We start from the raw sequence: 18,226 nt of genomic DNA on the forward strand, positions 1-18,226 counted from the left end.
GCGTTGTTTTGGTTGTTCCCCGGAATTGGGGCCGCAAAGATGGGGTTTTGGCCCGACCTGACCAACGGTGGATCATGATCCTTCGCCATGGACAAGGCATTGGGCATCTTTGGGGCGATGCGCGCCGCCACTCCGCTCTTCCTGCTGCTGGCCACCCCTGCCCTGGCCCAACCCCCGACACAGGTGGACCTCATCCCACTGCCGGTCAGCCTCCAATACGAAGAGGGCGTTTGCACCCTCATCTGCCCCTGGCAACTGGAAGTGGACGAGGCCGCCTCGAAAGAGCTCTTCGACCTGCTGCACGCGGAGCTGATCCCCCTGCAACCGGCGCAACAAGTGCAATGCATCCTGCCCATCCGGATCGGATTCCGCCTGATGGACGTCGACACGCTGATGCCTTCGGAAGGGTACCGGCTCACCATCCGGCCCAACGAGATCGAGGTCATGGCCCCTTCGTCGGTAGGACTTTTTCGCGGCAGCCGCACGCTGGTCCAATTGCTTGAACAGGGCCGCTCGCCCGGTGCCCTCCCCTGCCTCACCATCATCGACCACCCCCGCTTCCCCTGGCGCGGCATGCACCTGGATGTGTGCCGCCACTTCTTCCAGGCGGGCTTCGTGAAGAAGTACATCGACCTGCAGGCCCGCTACAAGATGAACACCTTCCACTGGCACCTTACCGAGGACCAGGGCTGGCGGATCGAGATCAAGAAGCACCCGAAGCTCACCGAGGTGGGTGCGTGGCGCAGCGGCAGCCAGATAGGGCCCTACGCCGCGCAGACCTTCGACAACGAACGCTACGGTGGCTTCTACACGCAGGACGAGATCCGCGAGGTGGTGGCGCATGCGGCCCGACGGCATGTCACCATCGTGCCGGAGATCGAGATGCCCGGCCACGCCATGGCGGCACTGGCCAGCTACCCACACCTGGGCTGCACCGGCGGGCCCTACGAAGTGCAGCGCGGCTGGGGCGTGTTCGACGATGTCTTCTGCGCTGGCAACGACAGTGTGTTCACCTTCCTGGAGGACGTGCTCACCGAGGTGATGGACCTCTTCCCCGGGGAGTACATCCACATCGGCGGCGACGAGTGCCCCAAGACCCGTTGGAAGAGCTGCCCCAAGTGCCAGGCCCGCATGAAGGCCGAAGGGCTGAAGGACGAGCACGAGCTGCAGTCGTACTTCATCCGGCGGATCGAGCGGTTCGTGAACAGCAAGGGGCGGAAGATCATCGGCTGGGACGAGATCCTGGAGGGCGGCCTGGCACCCAACGCGGCGGTGATGAGCTGGCGCGGCACCGAAGGCGGCATCGCGGCGGCGCGTGCTGGGCACCACGCGGTGATGAGCCCCGGCAGCCACTGCTACTTCGACCATTACCAGGGCGACCCAGCCAATGAGCGTGTGGCAATCGGTGGCTACACCACGGTGCAGAAGGTATACGGCTACGAGCCCATCCCTGCGGAATTGAAGCCTGGGGAACAGCGCTACATCCTCGGCGCGCAGGGCAACGTGTGGACCGAGTACATCCTTTCACCGGAGCACGTGGAGTACATGGCTGTGCCACGTATGCTGGCGCTGGCCGAAGTATTGTGGACACCCGAGGAGAAACGCGATGAGGCGGACTTCCTCCGGCGGTTGGAGGCGGAGTTCCCGAGGCTGGATGACTTGGATGTCCATGCGAGCAGAGCGGTCTACGAGGTGCGGATCAACCCTTCACAGGGTAGTGCACCTGGGAGGATCAGGATCGAGATGGTATCACCGCTCCAACGACCGATCACCTATTCCATCATCCACGTTCCCGGCACCAGCACATATACGGGTCCGTTCGAGATCGACCGGGAGCGTGTCATTGGTGCCGGCCTGACGGAGCACGAAGGAGGGGAACACCAACACCGCACGATCCGGAGCTTCCATTTCAACATGGCCACCGCAAGGCCGATCACCCTCAGCAGCCCACCGCATGAGCGGTACAGTGGCTATGGCGCCTTCACCTTGGTGGACGGCGTACGCGGCGGTCCTGCACGAGGGGGCAACGAATGGCTGGCCTGGAAAAACGATGTGACCATCACCGTGGACCTTGGCGAAGAGAAGGACATCACACGCATCGGCATTGGTGCGCTGGGCGATACGCACAGCTGGATCCACCTGCCCCGGGAAGTGGTCTTCAGCACCAGCTCGGATGGTACCCTTTTCACCACTGTGGGAACCGCACAGCCCAAGTCGGGCGACAGCGGGAAGGTGGAATTGGTTTCTTCGACGAGGACCAAAGCCCGGTATGTGCGAGCGGAGGTGCGCTCGGCGGGCGCGATCCCCGACGGCCTGCCTGGTGCGGGGCATCCGGCGTGGTTGTTCCTGGATGAGGTGGAAGTGAGGTAAGGCCAGACCTACGCGAACGATGCCGCTGCGACCCACCCTCCTGCTCTTGTACGTGGTCCCACTGGGCCTGTGTGGCCAATTGGGGAACACCATGAAGACCTTCACCCGCGCCGACACCCTGCGCGGCAGCATCGGCCCCGAACGCGCGTGGTGGAATGCGCTTCACTACGATGTGCGCGTGAAGCCCGACTTCGCTTCGCGCGGCATCCAGGGCCATACCACCATCACCTTCGAGGCGATCGATGAAGGAAAGCGCATGCAGATCGATCTGCAACAGCCTTTGGTGGTGGACAGCATCGTGGCGGAGATCAGCACCTTCTGGGACAGTGGCGGTGGTTACAGCACGCCGAAGCTGGACTTTGACCGCGAAGGCGATGTTCTTTGGGTGGACTTCCCGAAGGAACTACCGGCCGATGTGCGCATGCCGGTGCACGTGTACTACCACGGTGTACCCCGTGCCGCGAAGAACCCGCCTTGGGATGGCGGCTGGGTCTGGGCGAAGGACCCGAAAGGCCACCCCTGGATGACCGTGGCCTGCCAGGGACTCGGTGCCAGCGTGTGGTATCCCTGCAAGGACCACCAGAGCGACGAACCCGACAACGGCGCCACCCTGCGCATCACCGTGCCCGACAGCCTGCAAGCCATCGGCAATGGCCGCCTGAAGGGCATCATCAAGCATGGCGATGGCACCAGCACCTGGCATTGGTCCGTCTCCTCCCCCATCAACACCTACAACCTGGTGCCCTACATCGGCAAATACAGCCACTTCGGCGAGGTGTACGATGGGCTGGACGGCCCGCTGGACCTGGACTACTGGGTGATCGCCGGCAACGAGGAGAAAGCGCGGAGGCAGTTCGCGCAGGTACCGGGCATGCTCGCCTGCTTCGAGGAGTGGTTCGGCCCCTTCCCCTTCTACAGCGATGGTTTCAAGCTGGTGGAATCGCCGCATCTGGGCATGGAACACCAGAGCGCCATCGCCTATGGCAACCGCTATGTGAACGGCTACATGGGCCAGGATCTCAGCGGCACCGGCCATGGGCTGCACTGGGACTACATCATCGTGCATGAGAGCGGCCACGAATGGTACGGCAACAACATCACCACGGCCGACATCGCCGACATGTGGGTGCATGAGGGCTTCACCATGTACAGTGAAGTGCTCCATGTGGAATGCACCAAGGGCCTGGAAGCCGCCCGGGAATACGCGCGCGGTGTGCGGCGAAACATCAGCAATGACGGCCCGGTGATCGGCCCCTATGGCGTGAACAAGGAGGGCAGTGGCGACATGTACCCCAAGGGTGCCAACGTGGTGCACATGGTGCGCCGCATCATGGATGACGACACGGCATTCAAGACCATGCTGCGCGATATGAACCGCGACCACCGCCACGGCATCGTCACCAGCGCCATGATCGAGGCATACATGGACCAGCGAGAGACCTTCGACCTGCGCCCGCTCTTCGCCCAATACCTGCGCGATGTGCGGATCCCCATGCTGCAATGGGGCCGCTACAAGGGCCGCGCCTACCTGCGCTGGACCAACACCATCGAAGGATTCAGCATGCCACTGCGGTTCCGGGCCGGGCGCGCCGAAGAGTTCCTGGAGATAACCACCCTCTGGTCCGCGCCCGAGGGTGGCATACGCCGGCGGGACCGCGTGGAGCCCGATCCCGACTGGTACATCGGTGTGGAGCGCATACCGACCAGGACGCTGAAGAAGGAGGTCTCCCTGGCGCCGAAGCGCTACATCAAGGTCAAGCCGTAGCGATCATCGCCTGGCGCAACCGGCTCGCCGCCATGCCCTGTACCTTCCGCTCCACGGCGGGTGTCCAGCCGAGCAATAGCCCGGACAGCCCCAGGGCCTGCCGGCTCCAGCGCCAGAAGTTGAAGCGATCGCGCTGCGTATGGATGAGGCCTTCCTTGAAGGTGAAGTCCGACGTGATGATGTTGTGGACCTTTCGCTTCTTCCTGCCGAAAGTGTAGAAGGCTTCCCAGCGCGCACGACCGCCCTTTTCATTCTCATGTTCCACGGTGAAGCTGATACAGAGATCGGTATCACCGCTCAGCAACATGCGCCACATGGCCCGCACCTCCCCGGCATCCAGATCGGGAAAGACCGGATCACTGAACCGTGCTTCGCCGTGGTAGCAGGCGCCCATCACCGCGTGGTCGCGCTGCGCGAAGGCGGTATAGAAGGTGTGGAGCAGGGACATGATGCGAAGATGACTCCAACACGGGCCATATCCCATAAGGGAAGCCGCGGCACGCTCGGAACCTCCATTCGCCGCCAGGACCTGGCCCTTGTATAGAACGAAAGTTAGGTTGATATGGGCCTTTCGCGTGGATTCCTTTGATAGGCACTTTCATTCACCAAAACCCATATATCATGGCGAACCGCTTCCACCCCAGCCTGCCGGTGCTGCTCATGCATATCTCCGCGGTCGTGGTCCATGGCCAGGTCCAGCATGATCTGATCGACATCAAGGAGTCCATCGTGGGTACCGGCACGAATTACTACGACCTGTATACGGACAACGCAGGGAACTCCTACGCGGTGGGCCTGATCAACGGCACGGTCGTCTTCGGGCCGGACACCCTCATCTATTCCGGCGACAACAACCGGCGGCTGTTCGTGGTGAAGCACGATGCCGATCTGGAACTGATCTGGTACAGGACCATCGGTCCGGTGACCATCTTCAGCGGCGACGGGTACTACGACTTCGCCCGCCATGAGGAGAATGATGAGGTCTTCGTGTCCCTGCAGATCAACAACGACAACCTGGTGATGAGCGGGAGCGATATCGCGGACACCACCGTGACCATGGCCACCAACGCCAAGGTGCTGCGCTTCGGCAACGACGGCACGCTCCTTCATGTGTATCCCATGGTCGCCTCGGCCAAGGTGGATGTCCGCGGGGAGCACCTGTACACCATGGACGGCAACACGAACCAGGTCATCCGAAGGATCCGGCTGGATGACGGTACCCAGGACTGGCAGACCACGCTTGGCAGCTCCTTCAAGGAGCATATCCGGGTGGCCGCTTCCGGGGAATACCTCTACGCGATCGCCAATCCGAACGGGAACACGAACATCATCTCCTGCCAGGGACAGGTGGCGGGGCCGTTGCCGAACGGCATGGGCGTGGTGAAGCTGGATACCGCCGGTGTGTGCCAGTGGGTGAACATTTACGGCCCGTTCAACTTGGGCAGCGCCGGCACGTTCGATTGTGCCAGCGTCAGCATGGCCGATGACCGGCTCTTCGTCCTCGCCCGCAATCCCAATACGATCACTTTCGGCCCCGACGTCTTGCAGGGCGGCGGCAATGCGCAAGGCCATCTGGTGGCCATCGGCAACGACGGATCGGCGTTATGGGGCCGGTCCGTGAACGCCACCACCACCGGCGGCTACATGCTGAAGCCCTATGATGCGGGCAGCTTCCTGCTCTCGATCCACATCAACAGCGCCCAGGTGACCATCGCCGACACCACGATCACCATTCCCTTGGCCCAATCGGCCAATGCGGGGGTCGCCCGCTTCGGCATCAATGGGCAGCGGCTCTTCGCCGATTGCTCCTTCCGCGCATTGGACCCCGCGGCCTGCTGCCGCATGCCCAATGGCCGATACCTCATCGCCGGGCGCAAGACGAACACCACGACATTCGGCAACAGTTGCACCACTTGGACCGGTCTGCCCAATGGCCCCACGTTGGTCAAGGCCACGGAGGTGAGCGCGCTGGAGGATCCACCACCGGTGATCACGCAGAATGGCGCCGACCTCGTGGCCGAGACCTTCGGTGATGGCCCCTACACCTATGTGTGGCGTCGCAACGGGGTCGTCGTCGCCGGGGCCACCGAGGCCGTGTTCACCCCCACACAGAACGGCGGCTACACCGTCACGGTCACCAATCCCTGGGGCTGTAGCGCGCAGAGCGGGATCTTCGACCTGTTGAACGTAGGGACCATGGAGCTCGACCATGAGCATACGCTGTCGCTCTTCCCTGTACCGACGACCGGTATCCTGTTCTTCGCGACACCGATGCGCGCTGGACTTGTAGCCACCGTGCTGGATGGCCATGGCCGCGTGGTGATGCGCCCATCCGTACATGCCGGTTCGATCGATATCAGCCCGCTGGCCGATGGGCTCTACTTCGTGGGAGCAACGATCGATGGGCGGACATACATCCAACGTGTCATGTTCCAACGGTGACAGGGACGCTGAACAACATCCCGCTCAGAACCGAAGCGTGTACTGCAGCACCGGCAGCATCGCCAGTTGGTTGATGGTCTCGATGCGCTGTGTGCGGTTGTTGTAGTACTCGTACACGGGGGTCTGGGCGTTGAGGACGTTCTGCACATCGGCCTTGACCTCATGGCTCACACGGGCGCGGCCCACGCGGTAGGCCACCACCATGTCCACCTTGTGGATGGGGTCGCCCTTCACGCTCCAGGGATCGCCGCTTTCCTTGTGCGTGCCTGCCGCGATGCTGGCCTCCAGATCGATGGGCGTGCGCCACTGGCCGCCCATCACACTGTAGCGGATACCTGTGAGCAGCACCTTGTCCCTGGCTTCGCCGCCAAGTTTCCATTCCCTGCCGGCCAGCGCATTCGCCACGGCGCCCAGGTTGTAGCGTGAGTTGCGCCACACCCCGTCCATCGCCCTGTACTTCGACTCGAAGAGGGACACCGTGGCCAGCGCATGCCAACCGCGGGTGAAGAACTTCTCCAGGCCCAGCTCCAGGCCGGCATTGTAGGCGTCGCCTTCGTTCACCAGTGGCTTGGTGGTGAACCAGCCATCGTAGTTGCCGAGCCAGAAGGCACTGGCAGGGTCGCTGGCCTGGCCGGCAGCCCGGTTCTCCACGGGTTGCCCGTAGAGCCGCTGGTAGTAGGCTTCGGCCTTGAACTGGATGTCCTCGGTGAGCATCTGCTCGTAGCCGAGTACGGCGTGCGCGGCGCGGCTGAGCCCCAGGTCACGATTCGGCTGGAACACCCGGCCGTCGGCATCCACATCCTGCGCCTGATAGGTCATCACGTTCTCGGTGCGGCTGTGGAGCCCGGCGCCGAGCGTGATGGCCCGTGAAGCGTCCACCTGATAGCGCAAGGCCGCGCGCGGTTCCACGCTGGTGGAATTGTTCATGGCATAGTGCAGCACATGCACCCCGCTGGTGATCGAGAGATGCTCGTTCAGCCGCCACTTCCAACTGCTGAAGGCCTGCAGTGTGGTGGCACCGCCGTCGCGGTCCAGCTGCCGGTCCAAGCGCTGGTCCTCGGCGTTCCAACTGTCCACCAGCATGCGGAACTGGTCATGGGAGACGATCACGCCGGAACGCAGCTTGTGCGCCGCGCTGACGCGGGTGTTGAGCGTGCTGGTGAACCGCCAGGTCCAACGGCGCAGATCGTCCACATGGCGCTGTAGCAGGTCCGTTTCGCCCGGCGCATCGGTGGCGTAGTGGTCCGTTTCGCTGCCGTTTCCGCTGAGCGATAGTGTGGTGTAGAGGAAGTTGTTGTCGCTGATGAGCTTGGTGTGCGTGAGGCCCACGATGCCCATGCGCGATCCGAAGTCGGTGCGTGCGAAGGTGGTGTCGCCCGTCACACCCTTGTCCTCCTGCGCGATGCTGCTGCGCCCACCCAGGCCGAAGAGCGAGAAGGTCCCCACCTTCCCCGCAGGCAGTTTCACTTTGAAAGCGGCGTCCTGGTACTTCGGCACACCTTGGAAATCGACGATGCCAGCGCCATCCAGCAGGGCCAGGGAGCTGTAGCGGTAGTTGGCGAGATAGCTTCCACCCTGAACGCCGGTGATCGGTCCTTCGGCGGTGAGGTCCGTGCCGAGCACGCCCACCTTGAGCGTGTATTCGCGCTTGCGGTCGTTGCCGTCACGCAGTTTCATGTCGAAGACGGCGCTGGTGACGTTGCCGTACTCCGCCGCGAAGGCCCCGGTGTAGAAGTCGCTGTTGTCGATCACATCGCTGTTGAGCACATTGATGGGACCGCCGGTGGCGCCATCATCCGAGAAGTGGTTGGGGTTGGGGATCTCCATCCCTTCCAGCCGCCACAGCACGCCTTTGGGCGAATTGCCCCGCACGATGATGGTGTTGTCGCCCGCCGGATCGTTGGCCACACCGGGAAAGGTGCTCACCATGCGGGAGGGGTCGTTGATGCCACCGGCGATGCGCGAGGTCTCCTCCACACTGATCTTGCGGGCGCTCATCACGGCCATGTCGTTGCGCACCTCGCCATGCCCCTTCCTCCCGCTGATCACCACCTCCTGCAACTGGGTCAGCGACTCCTGCATCTTCACGTCGAGCACCAATTCCTTGGCGCTGTTCACAAGCAGGTTGGCCAGGACCTGCTCGTCATAGCCGAGCATGCGCACCTGCAGGGCGATGCGGCCCACAGGGACATGTTGAAGCGCGAAGCGGCCATCCAGATCGGTGGTGGTGCCGACCAGCGGATCGCTGTCCAGCAATACCACCGTGGCGCCGATCAAGGGTTGGCGGGTGTCACCGTCCACGATGGTGCCGCGGACGGTTTGTGTGTGGCCCTGGGCCATCAACAGGCCTGCGGTCAGCATCATGAGGATCGCCAGAGAGGAACGGTGCAGTGACATGGTGAAGGAGTGTGATGGATGGGCATGGGACATAGGCATGCCGCGAAGTGTTACAGACGGATCGGTGGCGTTGTGTTGAGCGGTCATCGGCCGGGATGTTCGGAGGTTGATCCGTGACCGCGGTCAGAAGCGGCCCACCTTCACGCTGAGACCCATGTTGAAGCCGTGCAGCGCGTCCTTCGCCGTGGCGGGCAGGTCCAGGTCGCTGGTGTAGCGGTAGCTGGCACCCACGCCAAGCCGGAGCAGCGGGATCACATTGAACTCCAGTTCGATGCCGGGCTCCAACAGAAAGAAGGCCTGCACGTCCTCGCGGTAGTCGAGCTGCTCGATGCCTTCGGGGAAGCGGCTGTTCCAGGCATAGCCCACGCCACCGGCACCCACGATCAGGGGCAGTGTGATGTGCACCGGTGAGCGGTAGGCGATGACCGGCTCGATCAGCAGGCCAGCGTAGCCCATGTGCAGGTTGCTCTTGCGGCGGAGTTCCTCACCCGAAGCGATCAGGTGCGCATCGTACGCGACGTTCGAGACCGGTGTCACCAGGCCGTGGCCGGCGATGCCTATTGTGACGCGATGGTCGATGAGCCAGCCGCCTCGGGCGCCCACCAGCAGGGCGTCCTGGCCATTGATGCGCGTGTGGTGCGCGGTGGGCGCCCCCCAGCCGCCGTGGTGGAGCTGCTTGTCGCCGCCCAGCAGCGTGCGCATGGGCTGGTCGTCGGTAGGCTGTGCGCTGGCGGGCAGCGCCAGGATCGCCGCGGCGATCAGTGTATGAAGATGCTGTAAGGTCATGGTCGTCACGTTTCGTTTCCCCTGTGACAACCAGCAGTTCCGATACCCCTACGACATGGTGATGGAACGTTTCGTCATGTGAGAGGTAATGCGAGCGTGCGAAGGGCAAGCTTGCGAGGCGATCGACGCTCGCACGCTCGCGACCTAGCTACCCTGTCCCATGCTTCAGAACCGCACCCCCGCTCCCGCCTTCCAGCCCCACCAGCCGTGTACCATGGTGGTGCCCGAGCGCTGCTGGTAAGGCGGTGCGGCCGGTGGCAACGCGCTCAGGTAGTCCCCTGTCTCCGCATCGCGCCAGTCGGTGGCCAGCAGATTGAACACCGGCCCGGCGAAGAGGAAGAAGCGGTCGGAGAAACGCCAGCCCGGTGTGAGACCGATCCGCCCAAGTACGTTCCAGGCGTCCACCCAGGCACGCTGCTCCACCACCTGCTCCGCAGTGATGTCGATGTTGGCGAAGAAGTGTTCCCCGAACCGTGGCTCGAAGCCGATGCCGTAGAGGAAGCCCCAGCGCTCATCGGCGCTCACAGGCGGCGAGTAGCCCAGAATGTTGTGGAACGGGCGTGTACCGGTGCGGATGTGCAGGCTCAGGGGCATCACATCGCCGGTGACCAGATCGAAGCGGTGATAGCCCTTCAAGGAGATGGTGAGCAGGCCCACGGCACCGCCAGCCAGCGTATCGCTGAGGTTGATGAAGCCGACCTGGCCACCCAACGCCCGTCGTGCAAAGTTCAGCGCGCCCACCTGGCCGCCGCTGGCCGTGCCGGGCACCACGTTGGCACCGAAGGAGAACTGCCCGCCTGTGACGTGGCCGGCGTAGTTGAGGCCGAAGCCCACCTGGCCGCCACTCACGGAATCGGGCACCACGTTCGCCCCGAAGGAGAACTGGCCACCCGAGACACTTCGCGCGTAGTTCGCCCCAAAGCCCACCTGTCCGCCACCGACATCGCCCAGTACCACGTTGACGCCGCCGGCGACCTGCCCTCCCCTCACGCTGTGCGCGTAGTTCACCGCACCGGCCACCTGCGCCTTGTCCACCGCGCCTTGCGCCACATTGACACCGCCGGTGATCTGTACACCATCCAGATCGCCCAGCGAGACATTGCCGGTGCCGGATACCTGTGTTCCGCTCATGCCGCGCTTCACCACGTTGACACCACCGGCCACCTGCCACCCCGTGAGGGTATCCCACACGGTGTTCGCGAGTCCAGCCAATTGCAGTCCCTCCAGCGAGCGCATGCTGTGGTTGATGGCCCCGCCGATCTGCACGCCACGTGTATGCCCACCGACCAGGTTGGCCAGGCCACCGACCTGCAGGCCTTTCATGTCATCGCGCAGCATATTGAAACCACCGCCCACTTCCACACCTTCCACGCCTGCCGCGTAGCCGCCGATGATGTTCACGGAGAACCTGTTCACCATGGTCCCCGCGAGCGGGCCGTTGGTGCTGACGCTGGGGATCAGGGACAACTGGAAGGTGCGCCGCTCCGTGAGATCCAGGTTGGCGGCCTGGTCCATGCGCGCAACGGGTACGAGCAGTCGGGTCATGCCGAGATCCTCCACGGCGCACCGCTCGAACGCGCAGATGGTGGCGATCCGCTCCAGGTCCTCGAGGGGCCGCAACGCGATGCGCAAAACAGGACCCTCACGTGGCACATGCACGATGGTGTCACGATAGCCGTGACGGGCGACGAGCAATGGGGTGCGCTCCAGATCGCCCGTGAGTGGAATATGGAAAGCTCCCCGGTCATCGGTGGTGGCGACGCTGGTCCTGCCGGTCTCGAAGACCGTGGCCCCGGCGATCGGGGCATTGGTGCGGGCATCGGTCACATGGCCGCTGGCGGTGAATTTCCGCTTGCGGCCCGCGGCACCGGTGATGATGAGATGGCCGCCGCTTTCCTTCCAGCGCAGGCCAGCGGGCAACAGGCGCTTCAGCACAAGGTCCACCCGCTCATCGTCCGCGTGTATCGTCACGCTGCTGTCGCCCGGCACCGCGGCGGCGTTGTAGCTCAACCTGAACGAGCCCTCCCTGGCGATGAGCGACAGCGCACTGGAGAGACGCACCTGTTCCGCATGGACGGTGACGCGGCGCTGGAGGATGGGTTGGGCGTGGAGGAAGGAAGGGAAGAGGGTGAGAAAGGTGAGGGTAGTGAGAAAGGTGAAGGAGGAGAGAAGTGACCGGCGAGGGAGACGGCTTCGAAGAGCGAGGAGATCGGGCGTATCCGGTCCCGGGGTCCGCAGGGATGACGACCCGGAGTGACAGTACCGCTCAGCACCCATCACCATCGAGCGTATAGGATCCATCCGGCGCGCGTTCCACCTGCAGCGAGAAGGTATCGGCGATCAATCCGAGAATGGTGTCGATGGTCTCGTCATCGAACTCGGCCGTGAGGGTGCAGCGTGCGATGCCGTCGTGTCGCAAGCTGATGCGCACCTTGTAGATGCGTTGAAGCTGATCGGCCACCTGCCGCAGTGTGGCGCCCTCGAACTGCAGCACCCGCAGACCCCAGACCTCGGCCGGTGGTGCGGGCCTGCGCTCCAGGAAGTGGCGCTCCTTGTTGAAGCGGGCGTGTTCACCGGCGCCCAATTCCAAGGTCTCAACACCGGCCTCCACGCGCACACGGCCGCTGCGCACACGCACCTGGACGAACTCGGATGTGTCGTACGCGCTCACCTCGAAGGCGGTGCCCAGCACGGTGACCAGCAGATCACCGGCTTCCACGGTGAAGGGCCGTTGCTCATCGCGCCGCACCTCGAAGTAGGCTTCACCTTCCAAGCGGATCGCGCGGCGCTTGCCCATGCGTTCCTCCATGCGCGAGCCCGGCGACAGCACGCCGCGGCTGTTGTCGGCCAGCAGCAGTTCCACCGCTTCGGCCTGCGCGACATGCTCCACGGCCTTGGGTTGCAGGAACCATCGCGCCGCGAAGACGAGGCCAGCCACCACGGCCGCAGCGGCCAGCCAGCGCGTCCAAGTGCCACTACCTCCTCTGATGGACCGTACGCGTCCCTTCCCTTCCGCCTCGGCAATGCGCGCCTCCACCCTGGCCCAGGCGCGATCCTCCATCAGTCGTGCCCGTGCCTCCGCCGCTGCGCCCAAGGCCCAGGCTCGATCCTCCGCCGCCTTCGCTTTGGCCATGGCTTCCGCACCGGTGGCCCAGGCCCGCATTTCCGCCGCGAAGGCGGTGGATCCCGCATCGGCGGTGATCGACCAGATGCGCTGCATACGCTCCAACTCCTGCGCATTCGTCCGGCTCGCGCCCGCCCAGGCCTCCACTTGACCGCGCTGCCACGGATCGGCCTCCCCGGCAACGTACCGTGCCAGCAGATCGCTATCGATGCCGTGATGATCCATGTATCCTGTTGATGACAACCGACCTTGCGAATACCCCTATCCGCCCCCCTCCCCCAGCCAGAACAGCCAGGGCAGCAGGGACACCAGGTCCTTCAGCTCATGTCTCAGTGTCTTCAGGGCGCTGCCCATCTGGTTCTCCACGGTCTTCACGCTGATACCCAGCCGCGCGGCGATCTCGTGGTACTTCAGCCCTTCGTAGCGGCTCAGCTTGAACACCTTCCTGCGCTCTTCCGGAAGGGCCTCGATCGCGGCCTGCACACGGGCGATGCGCTCAGCGTGCTCGTCCTCGCTCCGCTCCTCCTCTTCCAGCCGATCGTCCACCTCATCGTTCAACACGCGCACCTTGGAGCCGGCCTTCAACACGTTGAGGCAGCGGTTGCGCACCGAAGCGTAGAGGTAGGCCTTCACGCTGGTGGTGATGTTGACCTTCTCGCGATCGAGCCAAAGTCGGAAGAAGAGGTCCTGCACGAGGTCCTCGGCCTTGTCGCTGTCCTTCACATAGCCCATGGCGAAGACGCAGAGCGGCCGGTAGTGCAGGCGGAAAAGCGCCTCGAAGGCGGCACGGTCACCGGCGGCGATGGGTGCGAAGTCCATGGCGATGGGCCGAAAGTAGACCGGCAGCCGCACCAGGTGGCAGGCCCGTGACTACTGCAAATGGAAATAGCCCGCCCTGCTGATCACACTGCCGTCGGACCGCATGAGGTCGATGACGTAGTAGTACACCCCATCGGCGCAGGGCGTGCTGTTGCGGAAATGCCGTCCATCCCAAGGTTTCACCAGCATGTCGCCCTCGTAGACCAGGTTGCCCCAACGGCTCCTGATCTCGGTCATGGCCTTGACGAAGCCACCGGAAGGGAACCAGGTGTCGTTGATGCCATCGCCATTGGGCGAGAATACGTTGGGGATGGTGATCTCGCAGTCCTCCTCCACCACCAATACCATGGCCTCCATGGCGCACCCGTTCGGATCGTGGGCCGTGACCGACAGCGCCATGCCGGTTGTGACCACCACGGACGGCGAGGTGCTACCATTGGACCACAGGATGCTGGAGAAGCCTCCCGGCAGGTTGAAGGTGACCGCACCACCTGTGCAAAGCATCACCTCTTCAGGCAGACTGGGATCCATGGGCACGAAAACAACGAGCGTGTGCTCCGCTGAAGGACCTGCGCAACCTTGGTAGAGCGCCACACAAGCGTACAGGCCCGCGTCATGCACCGTCACGGAGGGAATGTCGATGGCATCGCCTTGAACCGGTCCTGTCGGCGTGGACCACAGGTACGTGAGTGTATCCGACTCGAGGAGGGTCAGTAGGAATGGATCGCCCAGGCAAACGCTTGTTGGACCGGCAAGTATGGGCGCTTCGGGCCGAGGGGTCACAAGGAGGGTCACGGCTTGCGATCCACCCACACAACCATCCTGCTCCTGTTGGACATGGATCACCATGCTCTCCATGCCGGGCATGCTGATGGTGCCGCCTGTTCCGAGCCATTGCGTGAATGCCGCATCGGCGTACCAGACCATGGTGCCCGACCCCGTGGCGGTGAAGACCGCCATATCGCCCTGGCAGACGGTATCACCCCAAGCGATGAGCGGTTCCGGGAACGCGACCTGCGTGATGATGATCGCCGCCGACGTATCCCGGCATCCGAATTCGTTGCTCACCACCACCTGGTAGGTTCCTGCAGCATCGATCCACAGACCACTTTCCGCGCCCGGTCCGGGCAGCCACTCGTAGCTGCCAGCGCCGGGTGCGGCCTGCAGCAGAAGACTGTCCTCCGGGCAAAGCGTGAACGGCCCTGGTGTGAGCAATTCAGCTTCAGCCGGTGCCAGGACCACCTCCACGCTCAATTGTGTGGTGATGCCACATGCCGACACACTGCATGCATAGATGCCCGGCGATGTCACCACTTGTGAAGGCGATGAACCGAAGAGTGGCGCGAGCCATTGGATCACCGAACCGGGTGCCGTCACCACTTGAATGGTCACGGCGTCGCCTGGGAAGCACATCACGGGCGGCACCGCGATATCGATGAAGGGCGTGCCGTAGTTCGAAAGCAGGACGCTATTGCTCGTGACCGGGCAACCTTGCACGATCATCGCCAGGGAATAGGATCCCGCCACATCCGTGGTGAGCGAGGGTCCTTGCCCGAAGATGGGTCCCTGCGGGCCGAACCAAAGGTGGTCCGCACCCTGCACGCTGGTGAAGATGGTGGCCGTTTCTCCAGGACAGATGATCCCGTCCGGAGGGTCGATCAGCAGCACGGGTCCCATGGGTTGTTGCACCACCACCGTGTCCATGTCCGAATACACGCATCCGAAACCGTCTTCCACTTGGGCCGTGACGATGAACATGCCGGCACTCCAGATCTGCACGGTAAGCCCATCGATCGGTTCGAAGGCCGGCCCCTGCCAAGTGAGCTCACCACATCCGGTACAATTGGCCACCACGGTGATGGTGTCTCCATCGCAGACCACCGACGGCCCGCTCAGATCCACCTGGATCGCCAATGGCGGATGCACCACCACGTAGATGCTGTCGATGGCGGAGAAGTACAAAGTGTCCTCACCGCAGGGACTGTTGTCCACCATCACGATGATCTCCAGCGCATACCAGCCCGTACCCTGCGGCACGAACGCGGATTGCTGTGGGCCGCTGTCCGCCACCTGGGTAGGCGGGTCGGGTGCCACGCCCCAATGGATGTGGAGGCCCGGTGGTAGCTCCTCCACCACTTCTCCATCCACGATCCAGGTGGGCACATAAGCGTAGCCGACCGCCTCGTTGACGCAGACGAAGAGCGTGTCGTTCTGGTCCGTATCCTGCTCGAACACGATGTCGATCAGCACCTCGATGCTAGGCATGGGCAGTATGGGATCGTCCACCACCATCACGGGCACCAGGCGCACACAACCGAACTCGTTCATCACGTGGAAGGTGTAGACACCCGTGGTGTCCACCTGGATGGAGTCGTTGAAGATCTGGGCGCCACCGCCAAAGGGCGTGGTCCACCAGAAGGTGGTTCCCGGTGGCATGTTCGTGCCCCACACCCATTGGGTCTGAGGATCGCAGAGATGGATCATCTCCGGCGCGGGTGTGCCGCTGTTCAGCACGATGTCGTCGTGGATCAGTGGGAAAGGCGGCAGGGGGTCCACCTGCACCACGATGGTGTCGGTCCATTGCCAGCAACCGTTCAACGAGGTGATGGTGACCGAATAGGTGCCGCTGGTGGTGACCAGGATGTTGGTGCCCGTGCTGCCCGTGGACCAGAGGTATTGTACTGGCGGCCCCACGAAATGCGGAATTGGGTTGGTCACATGGGGAAACTTCAGCAGCACGCCCAAGGTGGTGCCCTGGCATACACTGATGGTATCCTGACAGACCGTGGAGGTCACAGCGCGGATGCAGGGTTCCAGTGCGGGCCGGTCACAGGCGCCTCCCTCCCGGATCCACCAGTCGTAGGGTTGGCGGCCCTGCACGTAGCCCCTGGCCACGAATCCGTCCATGCCGCCGGCGCCCACGCTCGCCGCGAATGCGCCGTAATCCTGGTCGCCGCAGAGGGCGCCGTTGCCCGTGCCCACCAGGCCGCCGCCGAAGGTGGCCACATCGGCCGTGAAGCCTGGTACCGCGGGGAACACCAGGGTCTGTTGGAATGATCCGCAGAACACCGCGTTCCCTTCCGGCATGAAGGCGATGGCGCCCGCCGCTTTGGCCGATCGTCCGCCGAATTGCTGCGCTTCGGTCAGGGCCAGGCTTCCCAAGGCATGCATGGACACGAACAGATCCTCGGTGCCGGTGGCCATGAAGAGGCCGGCGCCGTTGTACAAGGCGCTCAGTCCGGTGAACTGGCAATCGAACTCCCCGACCACCGCCACAGTGGAGGCACGCACCGCGATGCCCCGCACGGTGACGCCCTCGGCGGATCCCATCGTGCTGTGGCTTGCCAGTTGACCGCTGCTATTCACCGACAACAGATAGTAGGCGTAGGTCTGCGTGGCGGCCACATTCACCGAAGGCGGACCGACGTAGGTCATCTGGCCCTGCAGATCGCCGGTGAGCAGGATCTCACCACCGGGACCGATGGTCATGTCGCGCACATGGTTGAAAACACCGCCGCCGAAACGACGGAACCAGACGTCATTGCCCGCCGCATCCAGCCGAAGCAGGAAGCTGGCATTGATCATCGGGTTGGCGTAGGTCTGGCCGAAGGTGATGTCGTGGCTGAACTGGCCGGTGACGAGGATGTTGCCTCCGGCATCGTGTACCACCTCCACCACGTGGTCATTGGCCGGAGCGGAACCGTGCTTCAACCAGAGCAATGCACCGGCCGGGCTGTAGGTGGCGATGAAAATGTCCGCGCCGGGTTGGCTGGTGCCCGGATCGATCATGCTCGTGAGCGAACTCCCTTCCCATTGCGCGGTGCCCCGGAACTCACCCGCCACCGTCACCCGGCCATCCGCGCCCACGCTCACCCCGCCGGGGCTGTCCGTGCCTGTGGCACCACCGCCTTGCCGGATCCAGATCGGGTCGCCTGTGGTCTTGTCCAGCAGTGCCACGAACATGTCGGCCGTGCCGCCCGCGCTGGTCAGCGCGGTGCCGAACAGATCCGCCTGGCCCATGAACTCACCGGCCACGGCCAGGGTGCCTGCCGCTCCCAATGCCAGCTTCCTGCCCCGGTCGATGCTCGACCCTCCGCCCTGCTTGAACCACAGCACGGCACCTGTGGGCGAAAGGCGCGCCGCGAAGGCATCTATGCCGCCGATGCTCACATAGGACTGCCCACCGAATTGGATCGTGCCACCGAACTCACCCACGACGTAGACCGATCCATCCAGATCCACCTTCACATCGGCCACATGCTCATTGCCCACACCGCCCACATCCTGCACCCAGTAGGGTTGCGCCAGTACCTCGGAGAAGGGGTCCGCCGCCCCGGCCAACATGGCCATCCATGTCAGGACGGTAGATCGTGGGGGCCAACTCATGCGCAGGGATCGGGAATGATCGCCGCATCACATTCCCACGACAAGATATCCCTGAAGGCCGAATCGCTGCCTGGGGATGTCACATGGGGTCATCCCGTGGCGGACAGTAAGGCGCATCGGCACTCGGTACTTGGGAC

General features: G+C 63.7%; 10 protein-coding genes. 3 read left to right on the top strand and 7 right to left on the bottom strand.

Going from position 1 to position 18,226, the window contains the following annotated elements; all coding sequences use genetic code 11:
• Nucleotides 1–117: 117 nt before the first annotated feature.
• Nucleotides 118–2,370: a family 20 glycosylhydrolase gene (locus tag KIT10_03865; GenBank protein MCW5898386.1), complete on the top strand. Its 2,253-nt coding sequence runs from the start codon at nt 118–120 to the stop codon at nt 2,368–2,370.
• A gap of 19 nt (nt 2,371–2,389) precedes the next feature.
• Nucleotides 2,390–4,135 (top strand): M1 family metallopeptidase, encoded by a 1,746-nt coding sequence (locus KIT10_03870; GenBank protein ID MCW5898387.1) that lies wholly within the window; start codon nt 2,390–2,392, stop codon nt 4,133–4,135.
• Here KIT10_03870 and KIT10_03875 read toward each other — a convergent pair.
• On the bottom strand, nt 4,125–4,583 hold the full coding sequence (locus tag KIT10_03875; protein ID MCW5898388.1) for a nuclear transport factor 2 family protein: 459 nt from the start codon (nt 4,581–4,583) through the stop codon (nt 4,125–4,127). The genes KIT10_03870 and KIT10_03875 overlap by 11 nt on opposite strands.
• Before the next feature lie 173 nt (nt 4,584–4,756).
• Between KIT10_03875 and KIT10_03880 the strand changes: the two genes are divergently transcribed.
• Nucleotides 4,757–6,577: a T9SS type A sorting domain-containing protein gene (locus KIT10_03880; GenBank protein MCW5898389.1), complete on the top strand. Its 1,821-nt coding sequence runs from the start codon at nt 4,757–4,759 to the stop codon at nt 6,575–6,577.
• A gap of 24 nt (nt 6,578–6,601) precedes the next feature.
• Here the strand turns inward: KIT10_03880 and KIT10_03885 are convergent, their stop codons facing one another.
• The 6 genes from KIT10_03885 to KIT10_03910 form a co-directional block, all read right to left on the bottom strand.
• The gene (locus KIT10_03885; protein ID MCW5898390.1) at nt 6,602–8,974 is read right to left on the bottom strand and encodes a TonB-dependent receptor; all 2,373 of its coding nucleotides are present in this window, start codon (nt 8,972–8,974) and stop codon (nt 6,602–6,604) included.
• Between the two features lie 123 nt (nt 8,975–9,097).
• On the bottom strand, nt 9,098–9,760 hold the full coding sequence (locus tag KIT10_03890) for a hypothetical protein (GenBank protein ID MCW5898391.1): 663 nt from the start codon (nt 9,758–9,760) through the stop codon (nt 9,098–9,100).
• Between the two features lie 165 nt (nt 9,761–9,925).
• Nucleotides 9,926–11,821 carry a hypothetical protein gene (locus KIT10_03895; protein MCW5898392.1) on the bottom strand — a complete coding sequence of 632 codons (1,896 nt, stop codon included), beginning with the start codon at nt 11,819–11,821 and terminating at the stop codon, nt 9,926–9,928.
• 205 nt (nt 11,822–12,026) lie between these two features.
• A complete protein-coding gene (locus KIT10_03900; protein MCW5898393.1) occupies nt 12,027–13,109 on the bottom strand; it encodes a FecR domain-containing protein in 1,083 nt (360 codons plus the stop codon).
• A 36-nt stretch (nt 13,110–13,145) separates the two neighbouring features.
• Complete coding sequence (locus tag KIT10_03905; GenBank protein MCW5898394.1) at nt 13,146–13,703, bottom strand: RNA polymerase sigma-70 factor; 558 nt, start codon at nt 13,701–13,703, stop codon at nt 13,146–13,148.
• Nucleotides 13,704–13,754: 51 nt separating this feature from the next.
• Complete coding sequence (locus KIT10_03910) at nt 13,755–18,053, bottom strand: gliding motility-associated C-terminal domain-containing protein (protein MCW5898395.1); 4,299 nt, start codon at nt 18,051–18,053, stop codon at nt 13,755–13,757.
• Nucleotides 18,054–18,226 lie beyond the last annotated feature (173 nt).

The organism is Flavobacteriales bacterium, from assembly GCA_026129465.1.
Taxonomy (GTDB): Bacteria; Bacteroidota; Bacteroidia; order Flavobacteriales_F; family PHOS-HE28; genus PHOS-HE28.